The 19110-nt window shown below is 45.8% G+C and carries 19 protein-coding genes; 9 read left to right on the forward strand and 10 right to left on the reverse strand.

Translation table 11 applies throughout. The features are described from left to right. Positions 1-9 precede the first annotated feature (9 nt). The 3 genes from ACTS60_RS07405 (at position 10) to ACTS60_RS07415 (ending at position 6474) form a co-directional block, all read left to right on the forward strand. The gene (locus ACTS60_RS07405; RefSeq protein WP_440887718.1) at positions 10-3633 is read left to right on the forward strand and encodes an Ig-like domain-containing protein; all 3624 of its coding nucleotides are present in this window, start codon (positions 10-12) and stop codon (positions 3631-3633) included. Between the two features lie 217 nt (positions 3634-3850). Continuing rightward, positions 3851-5080, forward strand: a complete 1230-nt coding sequence (locus tag ACTS60_RS07410) for an NAD(P)/FAD-dependent oxidoreductase (RefSeq protein WP_407833779.1) — start codon at positions 3851-3853, stop codon at positions 5078-5080. 83 nt (positions 5081-5163) lie between these two features. Further along, on the forward strand, positions 5164-6474 hold the full coding sequence (locus tag ACTS60_RS07415) for a dicarboxylate/amino acid:cation symporter (RefSeq protein ID WP_440887719.1): 1311 nt from the start codon (positions 5164-5166) through the stop codon (positions 6472-6474). 92 nt (positions 6475-6566) lie between these two features. On the opposite strand, the gene ACTS60_RS07420 is transcribed toward ACTS60_RS07415, so the two are convergent. After that, positions 6567-7358, reverse strand: a complete 792-nt coding sequence (locus ACTS60_RS07420; protein WP_440887720.1) for a PhzF family phenazine biosynthesis protein — start codon at positions 7356-7358, stop codon at positions 6567-6569. A 189-nt stretch (positions 7359-7547) separates the two neighbouring features. Between ACTS60_RS07420 and ACTS60_RS07425 the strand changes: the two genes are divergently transcribed. Next, entirely contained in the window at positions 7548-8081 is a 534-nt protein-coding gene (locus tag ACTS60_RS07425) for a YbhB/YbcL family Raf kinase inhibitor-like protein (protein ID WP_010451124.1), read from the forward strand. 27 nt (positions 8082-8108) lie between these two features. Further along, a complete protein-coding gene (locus ACTS60_RS07430) occupies positions 8109-8891 on the forward strand; it encodes a helix-turn-helix transcriptional regulator (protein WP_282066329.1) in 783 nt (260 codons plus the stop codon). Positions 8892-8939: 48 nt separating this feature from the next. On the opposite strand, the gene arsB is transcribed toward ACTS60_RS07430, so the two are convergent. The 3 genes from arsB to ACTS60_RS07445 form a co-directional block, all read right to left on the reverse strand. Then, entirely contained in the window at positions 8940-9995 is a 1056-nt protein-coding gene (arsB, locus tag ACTS60_RS07435; RefSeq protein ID WP_440887721.1) for an ACR3 family arsenite efflux transporter, read from the reverse strand. 85 nt (positions 9996-10080) lie between these two features. Further along, positions 10081-10422 carry an ArsR/SmtB family transcription factor gene (locus tag ACTS60_RS07440; protein WP_440887722.1) on the reverse strand — a complete coding sequence of 114 codons (342 nt, stop codon included), beginning with the start codon at positions 10420-10422 and terminating at the stop codon, positions 10081-10083. A 240-nt stretch (positions 10423-10662) separates the two neighbouring features. After that, entirely contained in the window at positions 10663-10797 is a 135-nt protein-coding gene (locus ACTS60_RS07445) for a hypothetical protein (protein ID WP_440887723.1), read from the reverse strand. A 225-nt stretch (positions 10798-11022) separates the two neighbouring features. On the opposite strand from ACTS60_RS07445, the gene ACTS60_RS07450 reads away from it, so the two are divergent. After that, positions 11023-12795 (forward strand): SgrR family transcriptional regulator, encoded by a 1773-nt coding sequence (locus tag ACTS60_RS07450; RefSeq protein ID WP_440887724.1) that lies wholly within the window; start codon positions 11023-11025, stop codon positions 12793-12795. A 58-nt stretch (positions 12796-12853) separates the two neighbouring features. Here ACTS60_RS07450 and ACTS60_RS07455 read toward each other — a convergent pair whose 3' ends face one another. Beyond that, positions 12854-13177 (reverse strand): helix-turn-helix domain-containing protein, encoded by a 324-nt coding sequence (locus ACTS60_RS07455; protein WP_440887725.1) that lies wholly within the window; start codon positions 13175-13177, stop codon positions 12854-12856. A gap of 194 nt (positions 13178-13371) precedes the next feature. On the opposite strand from ACTS60_RS07455, the gene ACTS60_RS07460 reads away from it, so the two are divergent. Then, positions 13372-13629, forward strand: a complete 258-nt coding sequence (locus tag ACTS60_RS07460; RefSeq protein WP_010451142.1) for a hypothetical protein — start codon at positions 13372-13374, stop codon at positions 13627-13629. Between the two features lie 44 nt (positions 13630-13673). Here ACTS60_RS07460 and ACTS60_RS07465 read toward each other — a convergent pair whose 3' ends face one another. After that, positions 13674-14732, reverse strand: coding sequence for a linear amide C-N hydrolase (locus ACTS60_RS07465; RefSeq protein ID WP_440887726.1), 1059 nt, complete (start codon positions 14730-14732; stop codon positions 13674-13676). Between the two features lie 142 nt (positions 14733-14874). Between ACTS60_RS07465 and ACTS60_RS07470 the strand changes: the two genes are divergently transcribed. Continuing rightward, a complete protein-coding gene (locus ACTS60_RS07470; RefSeq protein ID WP_010451145.1) occupies positions 14875-15768 on the forward strand; it encodes a LysR family transcriptional regulator in 894 nt (297 codons plus the stop codon). Between the two features lie 34 nt (positions 15769-15802). Here the strand turns inward: ACTS60_RS07470 and ACTS60_RS07475 are convergent, their stop codons facing one another. The 3 genes from ACTS60_RS07475 to ACTS60_RS07485 form a co-directional block, all read right to left on the reverse strand. Further along, entirely contained in the window at positions 15803-16246 is a 444-nt protein-coding gene (locus ACTS60_RS07475; RefSeq protein ID WP_440887727.1) for a GNAT family N-acetyltransferase, read from the reverse strand. A gap of 173 nt (positions 16247-16419) precedes the next feature. Beyond that, positions 16420-16980 (reverse strand): RNA polymerase sigma factor SigZ, encoded by a 561-nt coding sequence (sigZ, locus tag ACTS60_RS07480; RefSeq protein WP_440887728.1) that lies wholly within the window; start codon positions 16978-16980, stop codon positions 16420-16422. After that, entirely contained in the window at positions 16967-17260 is a 294-nt protein-coding gene (locus ACTS60_RS07485; RefSeq protein ID WP_005433559.1) for an ArsR/SmtB family transcription factor, read from the reverse strand. The genes sigZ and ACTS60_RS07485 overlap by 14 nt, the downstream gene beginning before the upstream one ends. Before the next feature lie 251 nt (positions 17261-17511). On the opposite strand from ACTS60_RS07485, the gene ACTS60_RS07490 reads away from it, so the two are divergent. Beyond that, the gene (locus tag ACTS60_RS07490; protein WP_440887729.1) at positions 17512-18609 is read left to right on the forward strand and encodes a permease; all 1098 of its coding nucleotides are present in this window, start codon (positions 17512-17514) and stop codon (positions 18607-18609) included. A 74-nt stretch (positions 18610-18683) separates the two neighbouring features. Here ACTS60_RS07490 and ACTS60_RS07495 read toward each other — a convergent pair whose 3' ends face one another. Beyond that, the gene (locus ACTS60_RS07495) at positions 18684-19055 is read right to left on the reverse strand and encodes a YybH family protein (RefSeq protein ID WP_088879360.1); all 372 of its coding nucleotides are present in this window, start codon (positions 19053-19055) and stop codon (positions 18684-18686) included. Positions 19056-19110: the final 55 nt, after the last annotated feature.

Below are 19110 nucleotides of genomic sequence, written 5' to 3' on the forward strand. Positions count from 1 at the left end.
TCCTTAATTATGAGAAAGAATACGCTAGCGTTCATGCCAAGTGTTTTAGCATTGGCGATCGGCATGGGGTTACCTACTGCACAGGCAGGAGTGATCACAGACGCAACTATCGTCGGCTCAGAAAGCCAGTGGTGGAACACTTACAAAGTGATCCTAACGAACGACGGTTCAAAGCCGGTTGAACTACGTGATGCGAAAGTCACGTTTGATTCAAACCTATCAATGTCGGCACCATCTTGGTCTGCGACTGGCATCAGCTACCCGGGCATGAAGTTCACCAGCGACGTACAAGGCAACGTCTTCAAGAACACGCTCGCGTTGGCTTTTGATAGCGGTAGCTGGGTGAAATCACAACTTCCAGCAGGTGAGCGTATTGAGCTAACTCTGGGTGTGAGCGGCGTATTGGATCTGAATCTGCTTCAAAATACCATTCGTCTCATTGCTGATGACGAAGGTGAAGTAGGTGAACCAGAAATTTCTCTTCAATTAGCTTCGCCAGTGAACGGTGCTGAGTTTGAAGAAGGTCAAGCGGTTGCTATGCTAGCGAACGTTACGGCAACCAACACCAGCGTTAAAGCTGTGACTTTCTTTGTCGACAACGAACAAGTGGCTCGTGTAACACAAGCTCCATTCCAAGCGAGTTGGACTTCTGATGGCGCAGGCACTCACGCGATCAAAGCTGTAGTGGAAGACACCTCAGGTTTAACCCAGCAACAAACGGTCAGCATTTCGGTAAAAGAGAAGCCAGTTGAGCCACCAGTGGTACCTGAAGTACATGAGCTGACGTTTGTTGCACCTACACAAGGTCAAACATTGATGGTGGGTCAGGCAACGACTATTAAAGCGCGTGTTGATGGTGAATTGATCTCTAAATTAGAGTTCTGGGCAAATGACCGCAAGCTAGGTCAACGTAACATCGCTGCAGGTCAAACGACGTATTCTCAATCTTGGACACCAAATGAAGTGGGCAATGCGACACTTAAAGTGGTGGTTCTCGATCAGAACAATCAAATGGTCGAGCAACGCAGAATCGCAGTTGCAGTTGAAGCAGCCCCAAGCTTTGTTAAGCCAGAAGTGAGCTTCTCTTCGCCTTCGAACGGTTCTAAGTTTGAAAAAGGCGAGGCGGTGTCGATTTCTGTTCGTGCTACGGATGCTGATGACGATTTGTCTCGCGTTATCGTGAAAGCAAACAACAAGCAAATCTGTGATTTCAACGCATCAACAACAAACCAGTTCTCTTGTAACTGGACGGCGTCAGAAGTCGGTGCAGTTGAACTAGAAGCGGTCGCGACAGATGCTGAGAACCTAACGGCGACAGCACGTGTGAACATCACAGTTGAAAAAGTAGAAACACCGACACCTCCACCAACAGGTGGACTGTGTGCTGACTTTAATGTGTACCCAGATTGGACTCGTGGTGATCACGCAACAGGCGGCGACATTATGGTTCATAAGAACATTGCTTATTCAGCGGTGTACTGGACGCAATCTGTTCCTGGCAGCGATAGCTCATGGTCATTACATCTAAACTGTGATGGTACTGAGCCGGGTACAGCGCCAGCGCTATCATTGCGCAACCCAATGGACCCAGTGCGTCTAGAAGTGGCAGGTTGGCCAAACACTTTCGTAGTGGCGAGCCCATCCACTCAAGCACCAAGCACGCTCACTATCGCAGCAAGCAGCAGTGATGCGCTCACAGACCTAGAGCAGCTTACACGTTCGTTTGTGTCGGCTATCGAACAAGCAGAGAGCGCGGGTACAGCATCTATCGTGATTCAATCGGATGTTCTGGATCTTGCTACGCAAGACAAAGGTGCATCGTTTGGTGCCGTTGCAGTTAAACAAGCACTGACGAATGCCATTGATATCACGGGTAGCCGTATTGATATTGATGCGATCAACGCACTGAGCGATGACGTCAAAGGCTGGGCACATGCGTACAACTTAATCTTCACAACCCTTGCGCCACAAGCGTCATTCGGTTGGTCACTAAGCATTGGGGAGTTTGCTTACGATACCCACTCTGGTCGTCAGTCTGTATGGGATGAAGCGTCCGTTTTCACGGCCGATTTACTTGATAGCTTCGAGCTTTACAAAGCAGATGCTGCGAACAAAGCTGACTTTGTGGCGTTTACCAAATCAAACGCTACCGCTGCGCTAACTAGTGAGCAGTGGCACCACTCACTTGAGTACGTAAAACAGGTAACAGATTACGTTGAAGCGCCAGCAATGCTAGCGAGCATGCCGACAGAGCAAACCGCAAACTACTTCATGGGTAACACGCAAACCGATCAGCAAATCCGTAAAGCGGCGTACAGCAACGTGTTTGCATTGATGTTTGATCACGACTCTCAAACCCTAACCAGCAAAATTGAGCTTTACCAAACGGCGAAAGTGCCATTGTACTACGTAGGTGAAGAGTTAGAGAAAGGTTCATTGACTCGCATTGAAGCGCTAAACCAAGAGTTAGCAAATGCTGAAAGCGTGATGGATAACGAAGCCTTCCTATACGAAACGCCACAGTCTCAGTGGGTTCCGTCAACGGTTTACAAGTGGAACGACTTCCTCGATGGCTTGAATGCAATGCACAACATTGGTGTAGCGGGCAACAAGTTCTGGTTGATGAACGATGAAGTTGATGACGCAACCAATATTAAATACGCGAAAGTTGCGATTGCTGCGTTCCTTGCGCAAAGTATGCAAGAGACCATCCGCTACAACGCGTGTGATGAAAACAACTGGTCTGAAGTGAAGTACGGCGCGCCAGCAGATTACCCAATGACAGCAAGTTGTGGTCAATTGGGTCAGAAATACGCAGATTACGGTGTAAACCCAGTCTCTGGTTTGGACCATGCGTACTCTTGTCCTCGTGATGACAAAATGGAAGTCAGTGCGTTGACTCATGCGAAATGGTATGGCGCACCAGCTCCAGTCTTTGCAGCACCTGATGCAGTACTTGAAGAGCGCGGTCTATTGGTGAACGGAGCGGCAGGTCGCTGGACAAACAACGGTCACTGTAACGACGTTCCAGAAAGCGTTGATACGTCTAAGCAAGTGTGGGAACGCGACGAGTGTAAGACTTACGTGGGTCAGAAAGCAGGTAAGTTCATTTGGGACGGCAGCAGCCAAGAAAGCGTTGAAGGCTGTGGCTGGTGGGGGCGTGGTGTTATCCAAACTACAGGTCGTCAGAACTTCGGTACACTTAACCACTACCTAGGCCGCTCGCACGTTGATCCATCAACCATTGGTAAGACAATTGATGGCGTAACGGTAGAAGCGCCACCGGCGAACCCACTTTATGCTGAGTTAGACTTCTGTTCTAACCCAGGTCTGATTTGTAGCTCGGAAGAGAACAAAGAGATCAAGTGGATTGCAGGTCTGTTCTACTGGGTAACGTCAGTTCAGGCATACAACGATGAAGGCGGTCAGTACGCGGATTGGAACTACCACAACGAGCTGAAGAAGTACGTAGATAGTGGTCTGCAAGGCTCTCAATTTATCGATGACGTTTCAGGCATCGTTAACCGTGGCTGTCCGGATCTGACGTGTTCGACAGGTGATGTTCACAACGTGAAAGAGCGCCGCGAGAACTTCAAACTGGTGCTACAAAAGCTAGGTCTTGATCCTCGCTAATCAAGCTAAAGCAATATCCATGAAACAAAGCCATCACTGAAAAGTGGTGGCTTTTTGTTTTTCGCATTGGGTTTGGATTTTTACAAATTCGTAATAGTCATTTTCTTTTTCCGCTTATTATCATTTATTTTCAACCCAATATAATGCCCGCCATTCCAAACGTATTTGCTGCGTTTTTGATTTTTATCTTTCGATGGATGGTTTCCGGGAGGGGAGTATGTCGAACTTTGTTGTTGTCGGTGGTGGTGCTGCGGGTCTAGAAATGGTCACGCGCTTAGCGAGCAGTTTTGCAGGCAAATCTGATCATACCGTTACTTTGGTTGAGCCATCTTCTCATCACTTATGGAAACCAAGACTGCATGAGATTGCGGCGGGCACGTTTGATAATGAGCTTGATTCTGTTGCGTTTCGTCTTCATGCTGCTTGTCACGGCTACCAGTATGTTCAAGCTCGAATGTCTGGTTTAAACCGAGCAGAAAAAACCATTACGGTGAGTTCTGAACTGTCGCCTGAACAAACGTTGAAATACGATTACCTCGTGATTGCCGTTGGTGCGATCAGTAACGATTTCAAAATCCCGGGGGTAAGCGATCATTGCTTATTCTTAGATTCCGCTTCTCAAGCAGAAAAAGCGTGGGAACAGATGAAGCAGATGCTGGCAAGCGGTGGTTCGCATCGTGTTTCTATCGTGGGTGCTGGTGCGACCGGCGTTGAGCTGGCGGCCGAATGGGCGAAAGTCAGCAAGCAGTTAAACCGCTATCAAAATGATACTCAACTTTCCATTACGCTCATCGAAGCGGCAGATCGTGTGTTACCTGCAAGTGCTGAGTGCATGTCTGCCAAGGTACTTAAGAAGCTACAAAAGCAGGGCGTTAACGTTCGTTTAAACACAAAAGTTCAGCGTGCAGAAGCAGACCGTATCGTGACGGAAAATGAAATCATTCCTGCCGATCTGCAAATTTGGGCGGCAGGGATTCGATGCCCGGATTGGTTAGCGAACCTTGATGGTCTAGAAAGTAACCGCATTAACCAACTTAAAGTGCTGCCGACGCTGCGAACCACTCTGGATGAAAACGTGTTTGTTATTGGTGATAGTGCCGAATGCCCACAAGAAGATGGAAGCGTCGTGCCGCCACGAGCGCAAGCCGCCAACCAAGCTGCTGCACACCTAGCGAAGCAACTTAAACGCTTGGTGAAAGGCAAAGAGTTAAAACCGTTTGTATTCAAAGATGGTGGGATGGTCGTCGCGCTTGGGCATGACTACGCGGTTGGCGCATTGATGAATGACAAAGTCGTATTGCGTGGACGCTACGTTCGCCGTTTGTACGACACGATCTTTAGGCTGCATCAGCGCGTTATTTTCGGTTGGTTCCGCGTGTCAGCTTTGGTGGTGCTTAAACGGGTAAAAGGTTTATTGAACCCATACTACAAAGGCTCTTGGTCTTAATCCAAGTAGTTATTCTTCGCTTCCATTTTTTCATTTTTATCGAGCGCCAAAGTCATCAGGATTTGTGGCGCTAGGTGTTTTTTATGCGTCATTTGCAACTCTCTTTGCCCGTTCAACTTCTTATTTCTGCCGTACTTGCGTGGAGTGGGGCTCAAGCTGTCCTTCTTCTTGTTGAGCATGGGGTGGCAGACAAATCGCTTTTACTGTCGAGTGATTACTACCAAATTTTAATGTTGGGCAAAACGGTCTATCTCGGCTTACTGAAAATGGTGGTGGGTTTGATGGTGCTGTTTTCTCTTGTCGAAGGCATCACCAATATTGGTTCAACCGTTCGTCTTAAAGCTCTGGGTGGGCGAACACTGCTTTTCTACAGTTTCACCACCTTAATTGCCATTAGTTTAGGACTTGGTGCGTCGTTAGCATTGCCTGCTTGGGAGCCACTTAGCCAAGCTATTTCTGTGGGCAGTGATGTTCGTTTGATTGACGAGCAAGGGGCAGGTGGTGCCGCAATATTGACCAATCTCGTTAAGATGGCGATGGTGAATCCATTTGCTGCACTGGCGAATGGTAACTTACTGGCGATCGTGGTCTTCTCCTTTATGGCAGGCGTTGCGATTTTGCTTTCTGTTCCATCTGGTCATCCGTTGCTAGCGGTGATTTCAGGGCTAAACAAAAGCGTCAACACCATGATTCGAGGCATCGTTAAGCTGTCGCCAATAGCTATTTTCGCGATCGTGTTTGATATCACGCTGACCTCAAGTGGGAATCTGATTCAGCAACTCGCGTTGTTTGCGTTGCTGGTGTTTGTGCTTACGATGGTGCACGGGCTAGTGGTGCTACCGACGATTGCCAAGGTAATGACGGGGATCTCTCCAGTTGCGCTGTTCAAAGCGATTTCGGCACCATTAGCCATGGCGTTCGCAACGTCTTCAAGTGCGGCAGCTCTGCCTCTTGCAAAGCAAAGTGCGGAAGACAATTTGGATGTCTCACCAGAAGTCAGCAGCATGGTATTGCCACTCGGCTCTGTAATGAATATGGATGGCACCGCGCTATTTGAAGGTGTCGCTGCGATTTTCCTAGCACAGTTGTTTGGGGTGGATTTGAGCACTACAGGGTTGGTGATGATCTTCATTATGGCAATGGTTTCTTCCGTTGGTGCGCCAGGCATGCCTTCGGGCTCCATGTCGGGTATGCAGTTAGTACTACTAGCTGCGGGCATTCCATTGGAAGCGATAGCTATTTTATTAGTGATAGAAAGACCGTTGGATACGTTCCGCACCGCAGTCAACGTTGAGGGGGATTTGGTTGCGACATTGGTGATAGACCGTTGGCAGAAGAAGCAAGAGGGTGAAAGCAGTATCTATTACCAGAAACCAGAGCCTTTGGTCAGCTAAACTTCGAGGTAAATACGCACCCTGGTGGGTGCGTATTGGACGAAAAGAAGTGCGGCATTAGTTAAGATGAAAATAAGATCATCTCTTGTGCACTAAACGAAAATTCTCCCTTTCATATAAAGCACGCCATCGCCTGATACCTTCACTTGTTCGCCATGTATATCACAGTGCAAAATCCCTCCGCGCTGAGAAGCCTGATAAGCAACCAGTGATGTTTTGCCCAACTTTTCAGCCCAGAAAGGCACTAGTCCAGCGTGAATCGAGCCAGTCACCGGATCTTCATCGCCGCCATTCGCTGGCCAAAAGTAACGTGATACGAAGTCCTGCTGTTCGCCTTTCGCGGTGACGACCACAGCGTAAGGTGCGAGTGTCTTGAGATGTTCTGAACGGTATTGAACATCAAGTACCTCTTGTTTGCTGTCCACAATCACAAAGTATGCTTGAGGGCTTAGCAGAACATGCTCTACTTTGCAGCTTAAGCCTTCAACCAAAGCCAAAGGAATGTCAGAAACGGCTTTTGGTGGGCGAGAAGGGAAGGTCATCTCGATTTTTCCGTGCACATTCTTCTCTACGGTGAGTGTCCCTACTTCAAGGGTGTGGAATTCAATCGCACCTTCAATGCCCAATTCGTCAAATAGAACTAACGAAGAGGCTAACGTTGCATGCCCACAGAAATCGATTTCGGTAATAGGAGAGAACCAACGAATCTCATATCGGTTTGCGCCAATAGGTTTTAGAAAGGCCGTTTCCGATAAGTTGTTTTCTGTCGCGATATTTTGCATCAACTCTGGCGCAAGCCATTCCTCTAGCGGTACGACAGCGGCGGAGTTGCCTTTGAATTGCGTATCGGTGAAGGCGTCCACCACGTAGATATCCAGTTCCATTTGCGCTTCCTTGTTTGCTTTTAGGCTAATGAGCGTACACCAAATAAGTCGTCGATAAGCACAAATTTGAAAATGTTACGTAAAGTATCACTATTTAGCTTAAAATAGTTTTGATTGATACTTAATGAAAGGTTGCGGTTTCTTTTGGGGCATACACTTATCCCGAACTTAAGAAATAGGAGCATCATCATGAAAGCAATCACTACATCGGTTTTGGCATTAAGCTTATTGGCAGTGGGGTCAGCTCAAGCATTCGAGTTAACCAGTAATGATATTCAAGAAGGCCACCCAATGGCAAAAACGTTTGAGTACAACAGTTGGGGCTGTGATGGTGGTAACCAGTCTCCACAGCTGATGTGGAAAGATGTGCCGGCAGGCACAAAGAGCTTTGCAATTACCGCGTACGATCCGGATGCGCCAACAGGCAGTGGTTTCTGGCACTGGGTTGCGTTTAATATTCCTGCTAATGTGAATGAACTTCCACGCGGTGTGAACATTGAGAAATTGGGTGGTAAAGAGTCTCGTATTGATTACGGTACTGTAGGCTTTGGTGGTGTTTGTCCTCCAAAAGCGGACGGTATGCACCGTTACCAGTTCACAGTATGGGCGTTGCCTACCGATAAGTTAAACCTAGATGAAAATACGCCAGCGGCAGTGGTCGGTTTTACACTAAATAGCATGGCGTTAGACAAAGCAAAACTGACGGCGACGTACACACGCTAAACGTCATTTAGAGAAGAGAGGGAGTCGATGAGTCACCAATATCAAATTACGATATTTCGAGCTGAACAGTTGCAGAAACTACGCAATGTGAGGATTCACTCCCCAAGTATTATTCAGATCATCACCGGGAGTAAGCGCCTTTTCTGGAAGGAGTCGGCGTTAGATCTTTCTCATTCTAAGCTGCTGCTTTGTGAAGCTTCTGCATCGCTAAGTTTTGAGAATTTGCCCCAGAAAGGGAAGTTTCTCTCGAGAATGTTCAGCTTTCATTGTTTGCCGACAGAGGTGATGCTTGAATTGAGCGTAAGCGTTGGAGAGGAGCAAGAAGCGCCAACATTAGAAGCAGATAAAGCATTGGAAGAAACCCTCAATGCGTTGTTTTCGTTTGATCAACAAACTATGAGCAAAGAGACACAAACCTTCTGGGTAATGGGCTTATACCAGCAACTCGCCGAGCGTGGTGTGTTGCATCACTTATTTACGAGTGCGAACACAACATTCAGTCAGAAGCTAAGCCGCTATTTGTCGCATTCTCCAGGTGAAGAGCACTCATTAGAAGGAGTGGCAGAGCGCTTTGCTATGAGTCGCGCAACTATGATTCGTAAGCTCAAGCAAGAGGGGACTCAGTATCGAGAGGTGTTGGCAGAAGTGCGCTTAAATCACGCATTGTATTTAATGCAAAATGGTCACTACAACGTTGCGATGTTGGCTCACCTTTGTGGTTATCAATCTGAGGGGCGTTTTAGTCAACGGTTCAAAGGTAAATTTGGACTAACTCCGAGTGACTATATCAAAACTGTCTTGGTCAGTTAGCGCCCTTCGCGTTACCGATGGGCGCTTCTAAATCATTACAGCCTTTGGTTATCTATAGTATTTCTGCTTCATTTTGAGTGCTACGTTCACTAAAGCAATCAATACAGGTACTTCGATCAGTGGGCCAATGACACCAGCAAAAGCTTGGTCTGAGTTTAGGCCAAACACCGCGATGGAAACCGCAATTGCCAGTTCAAAGTTGTTGCCTGTTGCGGTAAAAGCAATCGACGCATTTTTGTCGTAGTCGATGCCCATTTTTTTACCAACGAAGAAGCTGACAAAGAACATCAATACGAAGTAGATAGCCAGTGGAATTGCTACACGGAATACATCCATTGGCAGTTCAAGAATCATTTCACCTTTCAAGCTGAACATCAGTACGATGGTCGCAAGTAGGGCGATAAGCGTAATTGGTGAAATGCGTGGGATGAACACTTCGTTGTACCATTGTTCACCTTTCGCAGCGACCAGCCATTTACGACTTAGGAAGCCCGCTAGGAATGGGATACCAAGGTAAATCAGAACGCTTTCCGCGATGTCCATCATCGAGATATCTACCACGAAACCTTTGTAACCAAAGACAGGTGGTAAGACAGTGATTAACAACCATGCCATCACACTGTAAGTCACGATTTGGAAAGCACTGTTTAGTGCAACTAGAGCAGCGCCGTATTCTTTGTTACCGCCACCGATATCGTTCCATACAAGCACCATAGCAATACAACGAGCAAGACCGATTAGAATGATACCAACCATGTAACCCGGATGATCACCTAGGAAAGTCAATGCAAGGATGAACATCAAAATAGGGCCGACAATCCAGTTCATGACCAAAGATAGTGTGATCGCTTTTTTATCTTTCGTCACTGTACCTAGCAGGTTGTAGTTCACCTTTGCTAGCGGCGGGTACATCATCAAAATCAAACCAATCGCGAGCGGTACGTTCGTGCTGCCGACTGACATTGACTCGTTCCACTCTGCAACTTGAGGGAATGCTGCGCCAATACCTACACCGATTGCCATTGCGATAAAAATCCACACCGTTAGGTAACGGTCTAAGAAGCTCATTTTGTCGCTGGCACTATTTAAAACTTGAGTAGTCATAGTGTTCTCTTATTCGTTTATCGTCGAAAGGCGATAATTAAAGGTATAGTTTATCTCTGCACGCCTTACCAGCGTGCAAAGGCAATTAATCAAATAACTTGGAAAATCCTAGATTGAACTGATCAAACGCATCGCGTTGAATGCGGTAACACACCTTAGGTGGATTTGGCTCAGCGCTGATAAAGCCTGCTTGCTTAAGAATACGCAAGTGTTCAGAAACAGTAGATTGTGCAAGACCCAGTTCAGAAACTAAATCACTGTTCAAACAACCGCCCATGGTATCGAGCGTGTGCAGGATATGTAGAATGCGCAAACGTGCTGGATGGGATAAAGCTTTCGCTTTTGCTGCTAGAGTTTGTTCTTTCTCTAGCTGTTGTTGCGTTGTTTGAAAAGCAACTTCGCACTTGTCGTTGCATTTATCACTCATTCGCTGGCCTTAATAGTTAATCGTCGAATTGCGATAAAGTGTACGCCTGCTCAGTTTAGGATGCAACTATAGAATCGACACTATGTAAAATCTGAGGGTAGGTATGGATAACTGCTGAATGGATTTACATTATTAGGACAATAAAGTGGAGACAAAAAAATGAAAAAGCAGAACTTAAAGATACAACGAAGTGGGGGTGTAGTATCAGGAGCTAAGTTCTGCTTGGAGTTGTAAGTTATGTTATGACCAATTCAATAACTCTTTCATGTTTAGTAGCGCGATCACTTCCAACTTGTTTTTTGATTGAGTGATACGCTGTTGGAAATAAGCTGCCATTTTAGGCCAGGCTTTTGCAGGTCTTTTATGGATTCGCATGATATTTCCTCCTTCGTGTTGACAGGGTCAGTATGCGAAGAAAAGGGGAGCTGAAAAAGAGAGTAGATTTCTGTGGTTTATTCCTAATAAGCTCGAAAGGGGAGCTAACTCTTCGATTTTTGGCTTTGCGTAGGCAAAAAGGGGAACAAAGTGAACGGAAGTTTTCTTATTTTCTCTTGGATAAGTTGAGTAAAATAAACCTATCTCCACTTTTGAGGGCGCGCAGTGTCTGATCTCAACTTGTTCCGCTACTACCAACGACTGACACCATTAGGTGTTGGTAGTGAAGTCAAAACCACGTTGCAGGAAGTGGCGGATTTGCTGTTCACTTCTCCTCGTCATGCGCGCAGCTTGTTGTCGCAAATGCAGGCGCTCATGTGGTTAAGTTGGCAGCCAAAAGCGGGCCGCAATCAGCGTTCGACATTGCTCCTAAACATAGAGTTAAGCGCGCTAAAAGAGAGCTTAGCTTTGGAGCGCATTAAGCTGGGTAAGTACGAAAAAGCGCTGGCGATTCTCGATGAAGACGAAACTGCATTTGGACGTTTGCTCAAAACCACTTCAGGTGCATCGGTTCAAGAAGGTCGACTCAATATCCAGCTGACTTATAAGCGTATGTTTGAACGTATCGTCCCTCACCAACTTCACCGCAGCAGTGAGCGCTTCTTTCTGCGTCAAATCTATTGTTGTTTGGTATCGAGTGACTACAACGGTGTGGTAAAGCCAGAGTTGGCCCACCATTGGCGCTACGATGAGAAGAACTTTGAGTGGACATTTTACCTTCGCCCCGGTCTAACGTTTCATAATGGGGCGCCGATTGATGCTGATACCGTGGTGAGTCTATTTGCCAAACTGAGTTCATTGGAGTATTACCAGAAAGAGCTGGCTCACGTTACCGACATCACCGCACCAAACCCTCTTAAAGTGGTGTTTACCCTGATCAAGCCAGATTTGAGTTTTGCAGGGCTTATCTCTGGGGTGAAATATGGTATTCAACCCGTTAGCCAAGTTAACGTGGCTAACAACAACTTGGTGATTGGTAGTGGTCCTTTCTCTGTGATTGAACACAGTGCTCATCGATTAAAACTGCAAGCTTTTGACGGCTATTACGCTTGTCGAGTGTTAACCGACATGGTGACGATCTGGATCGTCAATGATGAGAAAATGGAGAACCCATCCCTAGCCGCAAACACTCCACCCAAACAGGTAGAGAAAGCGGACGACGAGCCTGCCGACAGCATGTGCGGGCATTACATGTCGACACAAGATGCAGAGATAGCTCCCGCGAGTCAGCACAGTCGCACCGAGGACGGCTGTTTGTTCACCTTGTTCAATCAACATGCCAAGTATCCTCTGTCTCAAGCGCAGCGTCGTTATATTGCGGAATTGATTCAACCAGAGCGACTTGCTGATGTTATGCGCAAAGAGAAGATCGTGTTTGGCAGTGTGCCCGCATACAACATGTTACCAACGTGGAAGCCAGTATTAAGACCGTTTGGCGAAGAGAGCAAATTGCCCAAACATATCACCATCGCTGGTTACAACTACACAGCATTACGTCGATGTGCTCGCGCGATTGCCAAACTATTAGAGGGGACGGGTAGCAAAGTTGGCATTGTGATGTATTCCTACCGAGAGCTAAGCGAAAAGGCAAAAAACGGCACGCTAGATGAAACCTTGGTGGTGACGAACATTAACTTGGATGACAACCGCCATGCATCGGCATTTACCAATTTTTACAGCAATGCCGTACTGCACCACACTTTGGGTGAGGAGAATGCGACTTGGTTAGATGAGCAACTAGAAAAAGTGCGCGCTTATACTTCGTTAGAAGGCTATCTCAAAGCGCTTGAGCCTATTGCCTCAACACTGGTCAGTGAATACTGGATTGCACCAATGTTCCACCATACTCAGACACTGCGTTTCCAGGGTGTTTTAGAAGACGTCGCTCTCACTAACTGGGGTTGGCCGGATATTCGATCAGTGTGGTCAGCAGATTAATCAAAACCGTCAACCAGAGAGCGTTGTTTTCTTGTGTGACGAATAGAACGTTAGCCGATTAATGGTTAGAGTTTTTATGGACAAGGAAAATTAACTTCGTGAGCAACGTTTGAGCATCCGGGCTGAGCAAGCGAGCGGCAGTTAGGACATCCTCAGCGACCACATGACCAATATCTCGAATATCTAAAGCTACGTCTAGATCTGTCAGTTGCAGTGCACGCAAAATTGCTCTGTACTGGGAGAGCTTCATGTCAGACTCCCCCCTTTCAATGCGTTGATATGTCTTTAAGCTCATTCCTGCTGCTTGAGCCATTTTTTCTCTGGAAACGCCTTGTTCTTTCCTTCTTTGAATAAGAACTTCAACGATTGGGTCAATATGCATAAGCGCTCCATTTGGACAGATTTGACCTAAACGACGCAAATTGTGGACCAAGTTAACTAGCACGTATTTACCCGCAAATGAATTTTTTATAAAAATGCTGTTCTAATAAAAACGTAGATTATTCAGTCAGTTTGCGGCAAATGAAAATACATAACAGAAAATTATCAGACAAATGGCGATTAAAAGATCGCAAAATGCAACGCATTTTAGATGATCTAGTAGATGAGTTAAGAGTGCATTGCAAAGAAAGCAATCTAGATATGGGGTGGTTGGTAAAAGAATCCCAAAAAAGGTTGATGGTGTATAAAGAACTATATATGCATCGAGCACTTATTGATGAGCGTGAAATACAGGACGCTTTTGAAAGGCTTAGTGAGCAGGAAAAGCAAATTGTCGCTTTGGGTGAAGATAATTTGACGGCGGTAATCGACTCACTAAATCGAGAAATATAAAGTTCAAGTTGAGAAGGTTGCTAAAGGCAACCTTCTCAAAGTTATTACTTAATCAAGTGCTGACCCATCACACCATCGCCTTTTTCTAAGCGAGATGAAATATCACCAAATAGATTGGGTAAGTCGGCTTTTATAGTGTAGTTATAACCATCGTTTAACTTGTTAAAGTCCACTGAGTACTGCGTGTAGCTGTCGTCATACTGGTAACGCACGTTCATCACTTTTTGGTCTAGGTTGTATACCAAACCGTAAAGCGTAGCGTAGCCGCGCATTTCTCCGTTGACTGGGCGGTTTGCCGCATCCAATGGGATTTTATAGGTCACGCTGTCGAGTTTAGCAATGCCGTTAGTGTAGCTACTCGGTTCTTTAAGTTGATCCTTCATGTAGCTGTTCCAGATAAAACGCTGAGCAGAGTTGATGTTACCCGGAATTGGGAACTCGCCATTCACGTCACTCTTCGCTTTTGGCTGTGCCTCTTGCCAGTTTTTCAAGTGTTGCGCGTACTCTGGGCTGTTAGTCATCACGTCATATTGTTTGCCATGATGAACTTGCCAAGCGCCGTCGATGTATTCCAACACAGCAGAGTCACCACTTGCGTCTTCTAATGAGTAATGTCCCTTCATTTCGATGCCATTGTGGCTGAACTGTTGGATTTGAATTGAATCTAGATTCTTCAACGCTTCATCAACGGACGCGAAGCTATCAATCAAATAGGCGACAAAGCGCGAGTTTTCGATTTGTTGTTTGCCAGCTTGTGGTGCGCCTGGGTTTTCCTCGTCTAAAAACAATGCATTAGCCGCAAAGCCTTTCTCGTTGAAGCCATCAATAATGCCCACGCCGTAAATACTCACACCGATGGAAGCGTATTTCGATGTCCACGTAAGCGCATCGCCTTTATCGTAGCCACGGTAGGTTTGACCAGCGTGACGTACATCGATGGTTGGCTGGTTGGCTTCCATCCAGTCCATAGTACGAGAAACAAATACCCCGTGCTCTTGAGTCTCCCAAACCAAACGTGAACACGCATTGGCGGCGGTAGAGATGCTGCCGATTGCCATTGCGACAGATGCTGCTAGAAGTACCTTTTTGCTAAAACCTTTCATTGAATTGCCCTCGTAACGTTTCAATATGTGCTCATTATTACCTCTGCTATTCATCATGTAATCTCAGTTTTGTTGCAAATATTGCAACATTCAGAATCGGATTGAATTAAGATAAACGAGTTCATTGTTTGAGGAGCTTCTTATGCCTAGAGCCAGTTTCGACCAACTTACTGCATTTGTTGCTGTCGCTGAGCATGGTTCATTCAGCCAAGCCGCGAGGGTTGTTGGGAAAGACCGAGCGACGCTTCACCATCAAGTCAGCGATCTAGAAATTGATTGGGATGTAACCTTATTTGAACGCAAAGGAAGAACGCCAGTCTTGACGGAAGTAGGGGCGACGTTACTTACTCAAGCCAAGCACATTCTTTACCAAATGCAGTCTTTAGAGCTTTCTTGTGACAGCTACTCTCAAGGAGATATCCCGGAGATAACGATTTGCCATGATATGTCGGTGCCGTGTGATGCCATAGCGGATATCGACCTGTCTCTGCGCAAGCAATATAAGAACACTGCGATTCATTGGTTGCATCGAAGCCGTGATGAAGCGTTAGAGATGCTAATGGCGAAACAAGCGGACTTTGCAGTGGTACTTAACCGAGGACAAGCATTTCCAACCGAAGGAATGTCGTTTATTAACTTGGGCTATCCTAAGTTTACCTTTTACGCCCATAGGCAAAGCCTGATAGCTCAGAAAGCCGTTGTGACTTTGCAAGATCTTGCGTCACATCATCAATACATCGCTGAGAATTTCAGCACGAGTGCACTAGGCAACCAGCAGGTGATGTCGCCCAACATCTCTCGCATCAGCAACATCGATGTATTGATGCGATTATTGAAAAATGAGGGCTTTGCCTTGCTTCCACATCACTTAGTGCAAGCTCACGATGAAAAAGGTGAATTTGTGCCGTTAAACATTGATTTTATGGCGAATGAAGGTCGTGCAGGGTACGTGTTACTTAAACGAGGCAACACGCTAAGCCCTGTGCATCAAAAGCTGGTGGCATTGGTGACCGAGTGGTTTGATAAGCAAGCTTAACACTCGAAAGCTTATCTAGTGGGGCCGTATTAGATTAGTTCAGCCCCAACCTTAATGAAATATCACCATCATCAAGTACGCCATCTTCATGAAACCCAAACGCACGATAAAGCTTACCTGCCTGCTGATTGGTTGGCTTGTACATCGTAAGTAGGGTTTTACCGCCAAGTCGCTTCACCTCTTCAACAAGTAAGCTTAGTACTCGCTTGCCATAGCCTTTGTTCTGATGATCTTTGTCGATCATAAAACGAAATAGCCAGTAAATGGAGTAATCGAGTGGTTCATCTTCATGGCAAAAAGCAAGCAAACCGATCACCGTCTCTCGCTCATAAATCACTTTCAGCCGGTAGTCGGTTTCAAAGCGTGATTGAGCAATCGTAATCGCGTTGGAGGCAAGATTTTCTTCTTGTTCTGGATGCAGATTGAGACGAATACAGTCTAGGTAGTTTTCTTTGGTGAGTTCTCTTAGTGAGATCATAAATACGAGATTCCTTCTTCCTTAAAGCAAAAGAAGTAAAGCTTACTATTCAGTAAGATAGCAAATGAGATAACTAATGGTGGGGCAAAGCTGTGAGGGAGTTCATAGACCGGCGGCGGCAAAGAAGCCGCCAAGCTATTAGTATTTAATTCGAGATGGTGTATACCGCGAGGCTAGCACTTATCGCATGAAGAACCGTTTTGGTTGCAATCTGTCATACGACCTTGCTTGTCGAATGAGAAGCTACAACATTCTTCAAACAGCTTTTTCAATTCTACACGTCCTTTTTGTACGCGTGATTTGAGAGTCGAGTAACTGATGCCTTGTTGTTCTGCTAGCTTCTTCTGACTCATGCCTTCGAGCTCAATAGAAGCGAGCAGTTGCGATTGCTCTTCTGGTAGCGCCTGCACAAACGGCGCAATGCACTTCGAGAGTTCTTGTTTAAGGCTCGCTTCTTGTTCTTCAAACCAAAGATCGTCAGCGACGAGATCATTATCACGCTGATTTCGCGCACGTTTACGGTAGAAATCGATGATGGCGTTATTGGCGATTTGGAATAGCCATGATTTCACGCTTGATACGTCGCGAATGTCCCCAAGATTCTGATACGTCTTGAGTAAGATCTCTTGTTTTAAGTCGTCTATGTCGTCTTCATTACTGACTTTAGAGCGTAAGAAAGCATGAATAGCGTGTTCGTATTCGCTCCAAATCGATTCAAGGTTAGCAGTTTTCATTGATGCAACACTCGTCGCGTAGGAAGCCAATCACCGTATCTAAGCATTCATACTCAGCGACACAATACAAAGTGCGACCTTCACGGCGCTGACTGATTAAGCCTGCTGAGGCAAGGCTCGAGATGTGATGAGAAAGGGTAGAGGCTGGAATGCCGAGTTTATCTTGTACGCCACCAACTGCGATACCTTCGTAGCCCGCTTTAACCACCTCTTTATAGATACATAAACGAGTAGGGTGTCCTAGCTCTTTGAGCGCTTTTGCTACAGCTTCGAGTTCCATACTGACCTCTTGGAATGACAGATGATAAATACATTTCGATGATAGTGAAAGTGTGGATGAATAGCAAACAAGAAAATTTCAATAGTTAATTTGTTGATAAATAAGAATTAAAATTATATTTCGATATTTATCGAAATATAATGGTTGACGCATTGTTTTTTAATTCTATAATTCGAGAAAAATAGAAATGAAGAGTTCAGCTTCATTAGGAAATTTACAGTTACTGATGTGACATCAGTAGGAGAATCAATATGAATCCAGAAATCATGACTATGGCTAAGGAAGCGCTTGATATGTTTGCGTTTCTAGCAACCGAACTTATCATCCTATTCCTAGCGATTAGCTACATTGTGGGTGTGTTGCAAGATTTTCTAACGCCAGAAAAAATTCAATCGATCCTGAGCTCGAAAAAGGGTAAAGGCTACTTCATTGCTGCGCTATTAGGTTCGATTACGCCTTTCTGTTCGTGTTCGACGATTCCTTTCTTGAAAGGTCTATTGCGTGCAAGAGCAGGTTTCGGACCTATGATGGTGTTCTTATTTGCAAGTCCACTGCTTAACCCAGTGATCATTGGCTTGTTTGTGGTGACCTTTGGTTGGAAAGTCGCGGTATTCTACTTTGCTATCGCAATGACGGTGTCTGTGGTTGCGGGCTATGTACTAGAAAAGCTGGGCTTTGAACGTTACGTAAAACCAGAAGCGTACGAAGCAGCAGGCACCTCTTCATGTGGTACATCTTGCGGTGATTCAAGCAAGAAAAAAGAACAAGCGAAACCAGTATCAAGCTGCACTACCAGTGCCTGTGGCGAATCTGCACCAGTTGCAGCAAAAACATCTTGTTGTGGTGATAGCGAACCAAAAGCAGAGCCTAAAGTGGAAGTGTCTTGCTGTTCATCAGACGGTACTGCAACAGCAACAATCGTGGAAGAAAAAGAACCTAGCCGCTGGGTACGTATTTGGCACTCAACTTGGAAAGACTTTAAACAAGTGTTCCCTTACCTGATGATGGGTATTGCGATTGGTTCATTCATTTACGGCTTCATCCCAACGGATCTTATTGCGGAGTACGCAGGTGAAGCGAAGTGGTACGCGATTCCAGTAGCAGCAATTATTGGTATTCCATTGTACATCCGTGCAGAGGCCGTAATTCCACTAAGCGCAGCACTAGTACAAAAAGGTATGGCACTGGGTTCAGTAATGGCTCTTATCATTGGTAGCGCAGGTGCAAGTCTTACAGAAGTGATTTTGTTGAAATCAATCTTTAAGAACCAAATGATTGCAGCCTTCCTATTCGTTATCTTAACGATGGCAATGGGCGCAGGTTACCTATACACCTTCATCTTTGCTTAATGTAATTAAGTAAACTGAAAAACAAAAATCCCCAAGTTTCGGCTTGGGGGTTTTTATTCTGAAAGACTTAAAGCTTATCGCTCGCCAAGCACTTCAAATTCATCGTAAGTGAGGCGAGATAGGCCATCTTCTTGAATTTCCCACAACTCTTTGTGCACGACACCAAACGCCTTGTTCATCGTCCAATCTGACGTAAGAATGTAGCCATTTTCGCTGTCTTTTTCCCACTTAGTGTTGGTGTAGTCCACGCTGTTAAAACCTTGGTCCATGATGTTTTGCCAGAATGCTTGGATCGCTCCACGTCCCTCAAAGGTGCCAAATGGTTTTGCAATCATAACCGCATCTTCAGCGTATTGTGCTGCACAGCCCGCAGCATCTTGATTGTTGAAAGCGATTTGCCATGCTGAAATGCCTGCTTGAGCGCGTTCTAAAACTGATTGAGTCATCCTGAATATCCTTTAATTGGTGTTTGTTTATGTAGCAATCATAGGGTTAGAATTG

The organism is Vibrio sp. WZ-1, assembly GCF_052037695.1.
GTDB lineage: Bacteria > Pseudomonadota > Gammaproteobacteria > Enterobacterales > Vibrionaceae > Vibrio.

Bases quoted from the DNA above. Each gene is read 5' to 3' on its own strand.
- ACTS60_RS07470 (WP_010451145.1), top strand. From the start codon at position 14,875: ATGCCTAGAGCCAGTTTCGACCAACTTACTGCATTTGTTGCTGTCGCT.
- ACTS60_RS07440 (WP_440887722.1), bottom strand. From the start codon at position 10,422: ATGAGTGATAAATGCAACGACAAGTGCGAAGTTGCTTTTCAAACAACG.
- ACTS60_RS07420 (WP_440887720.1), bottom strand. From the start codon at position 7,358: ATGGAACTGGATATCTACGTGGTGGACGCCTTCACCGATACGCAATTC.
- sigZ (WP_440887728.1), bottom strand. From the start codon at position 16,980: ATGAAAACTGCTAACCTTGAATCGATTTGGAGCGAATACGAACACGCT.
- ACTS60_RS07405 (WP_440887718.1), top strand. From the start codon at position 10: ATGAGAAAGAATACGCTAGCGTTCATGCCAAGTGTTTTAGCATTGGCG.
- ACTS60_RS07460 (WP_010451142.1), top strand. From the start codon at position 13,372: ATGCAACGCATTTTAGATGATCTAGTAGATGAGTTAAGAGTGCATTGC.
- ACTS60_RS07415 (WP_440887719.1), top strand. From the start codon at position 5,164: ATGCGTCATTTGCAACTCTCTTTGCCCGTTCAACTTCTTATTTCTGCC.
- ACTS60_RS07425 (WP_010451124.1), top strand. From the start codon at position 7,548: ATGAAAGCAATCACTACATCGGTTTTGGCATTAAGCTTATTGGCAGTG.
- ACTS60_RS07490 (WP_440887729.1), top strand. From the start codon at position 17,512: ATGAATCCAGAAATCATGACTATGGCTAAGGAAGCGCTTGATATGTTT.
- arsB (WP_440887721.1), bottom strand. From the start codon at position 9,995: ATGACTACTCAAGTTTTAAATAGTGCCAGCGACAAAATGAGCTTCTTA.
- ACTS60_RS07430 (WP_282066329.1), top strand. From the start codon at position 8,109: ATGAGTCACCAATATCAAATTACGATATTTCGAGCTGAACAGTTGCAG.
- ACTS60_RS07475 (WP_440887727.1), bottom strand. From the start codon at position 16,246: ATGATCTCACTAAGAGAACTCACCAAAGAAAACTACCTAGACTGTATT.
- ACTS60_RS07410 (WP_407833779.1), top strand. From the start codon at position 3,851: ATGTCGAACTTTGTTGTTGTCGGTGGTGGTGCTGCGGGTCTAGAAATG.
- ACTS60_RS07495 (WP_088879360.1), bottom strand. From the start codon at position 19,055: ATGACTCAATCAGTTTTAGAACGCGCTCAAGCAGGCATTTCAGCATGG.
- ACTS60_RS07485 (WP_005433559.1), bottom strand. From the start codon at position 17,260: ATGGAACTCGAAGCTGTAGCAAAAGCGCTCAAAGAGCTAGGACACCCT.
- ACTS60_RS07445 (WP_440887723.1), bottom strand. From the start codon at position 10,797: ATGCGAATCCATAAAAGACCTGCAAAAGCCTGGCCTAAAATGGCAGCT.
- ACTS60_RS07465 (WP_440887726.1), bottom strand. From the start codon at position 14,732: ATGAAAGGTTTTAGCAAAAAGGTACTTCTAGCAGCATCTGTCGCAATG.
- ACTS60_RS07455 (WP_440887725.1), bottom strand. From the start codon at position 13,177: ATGCATATTGACCCAATCGTTGAAGTTCTTATTCAAAGAAGGAAAGAA.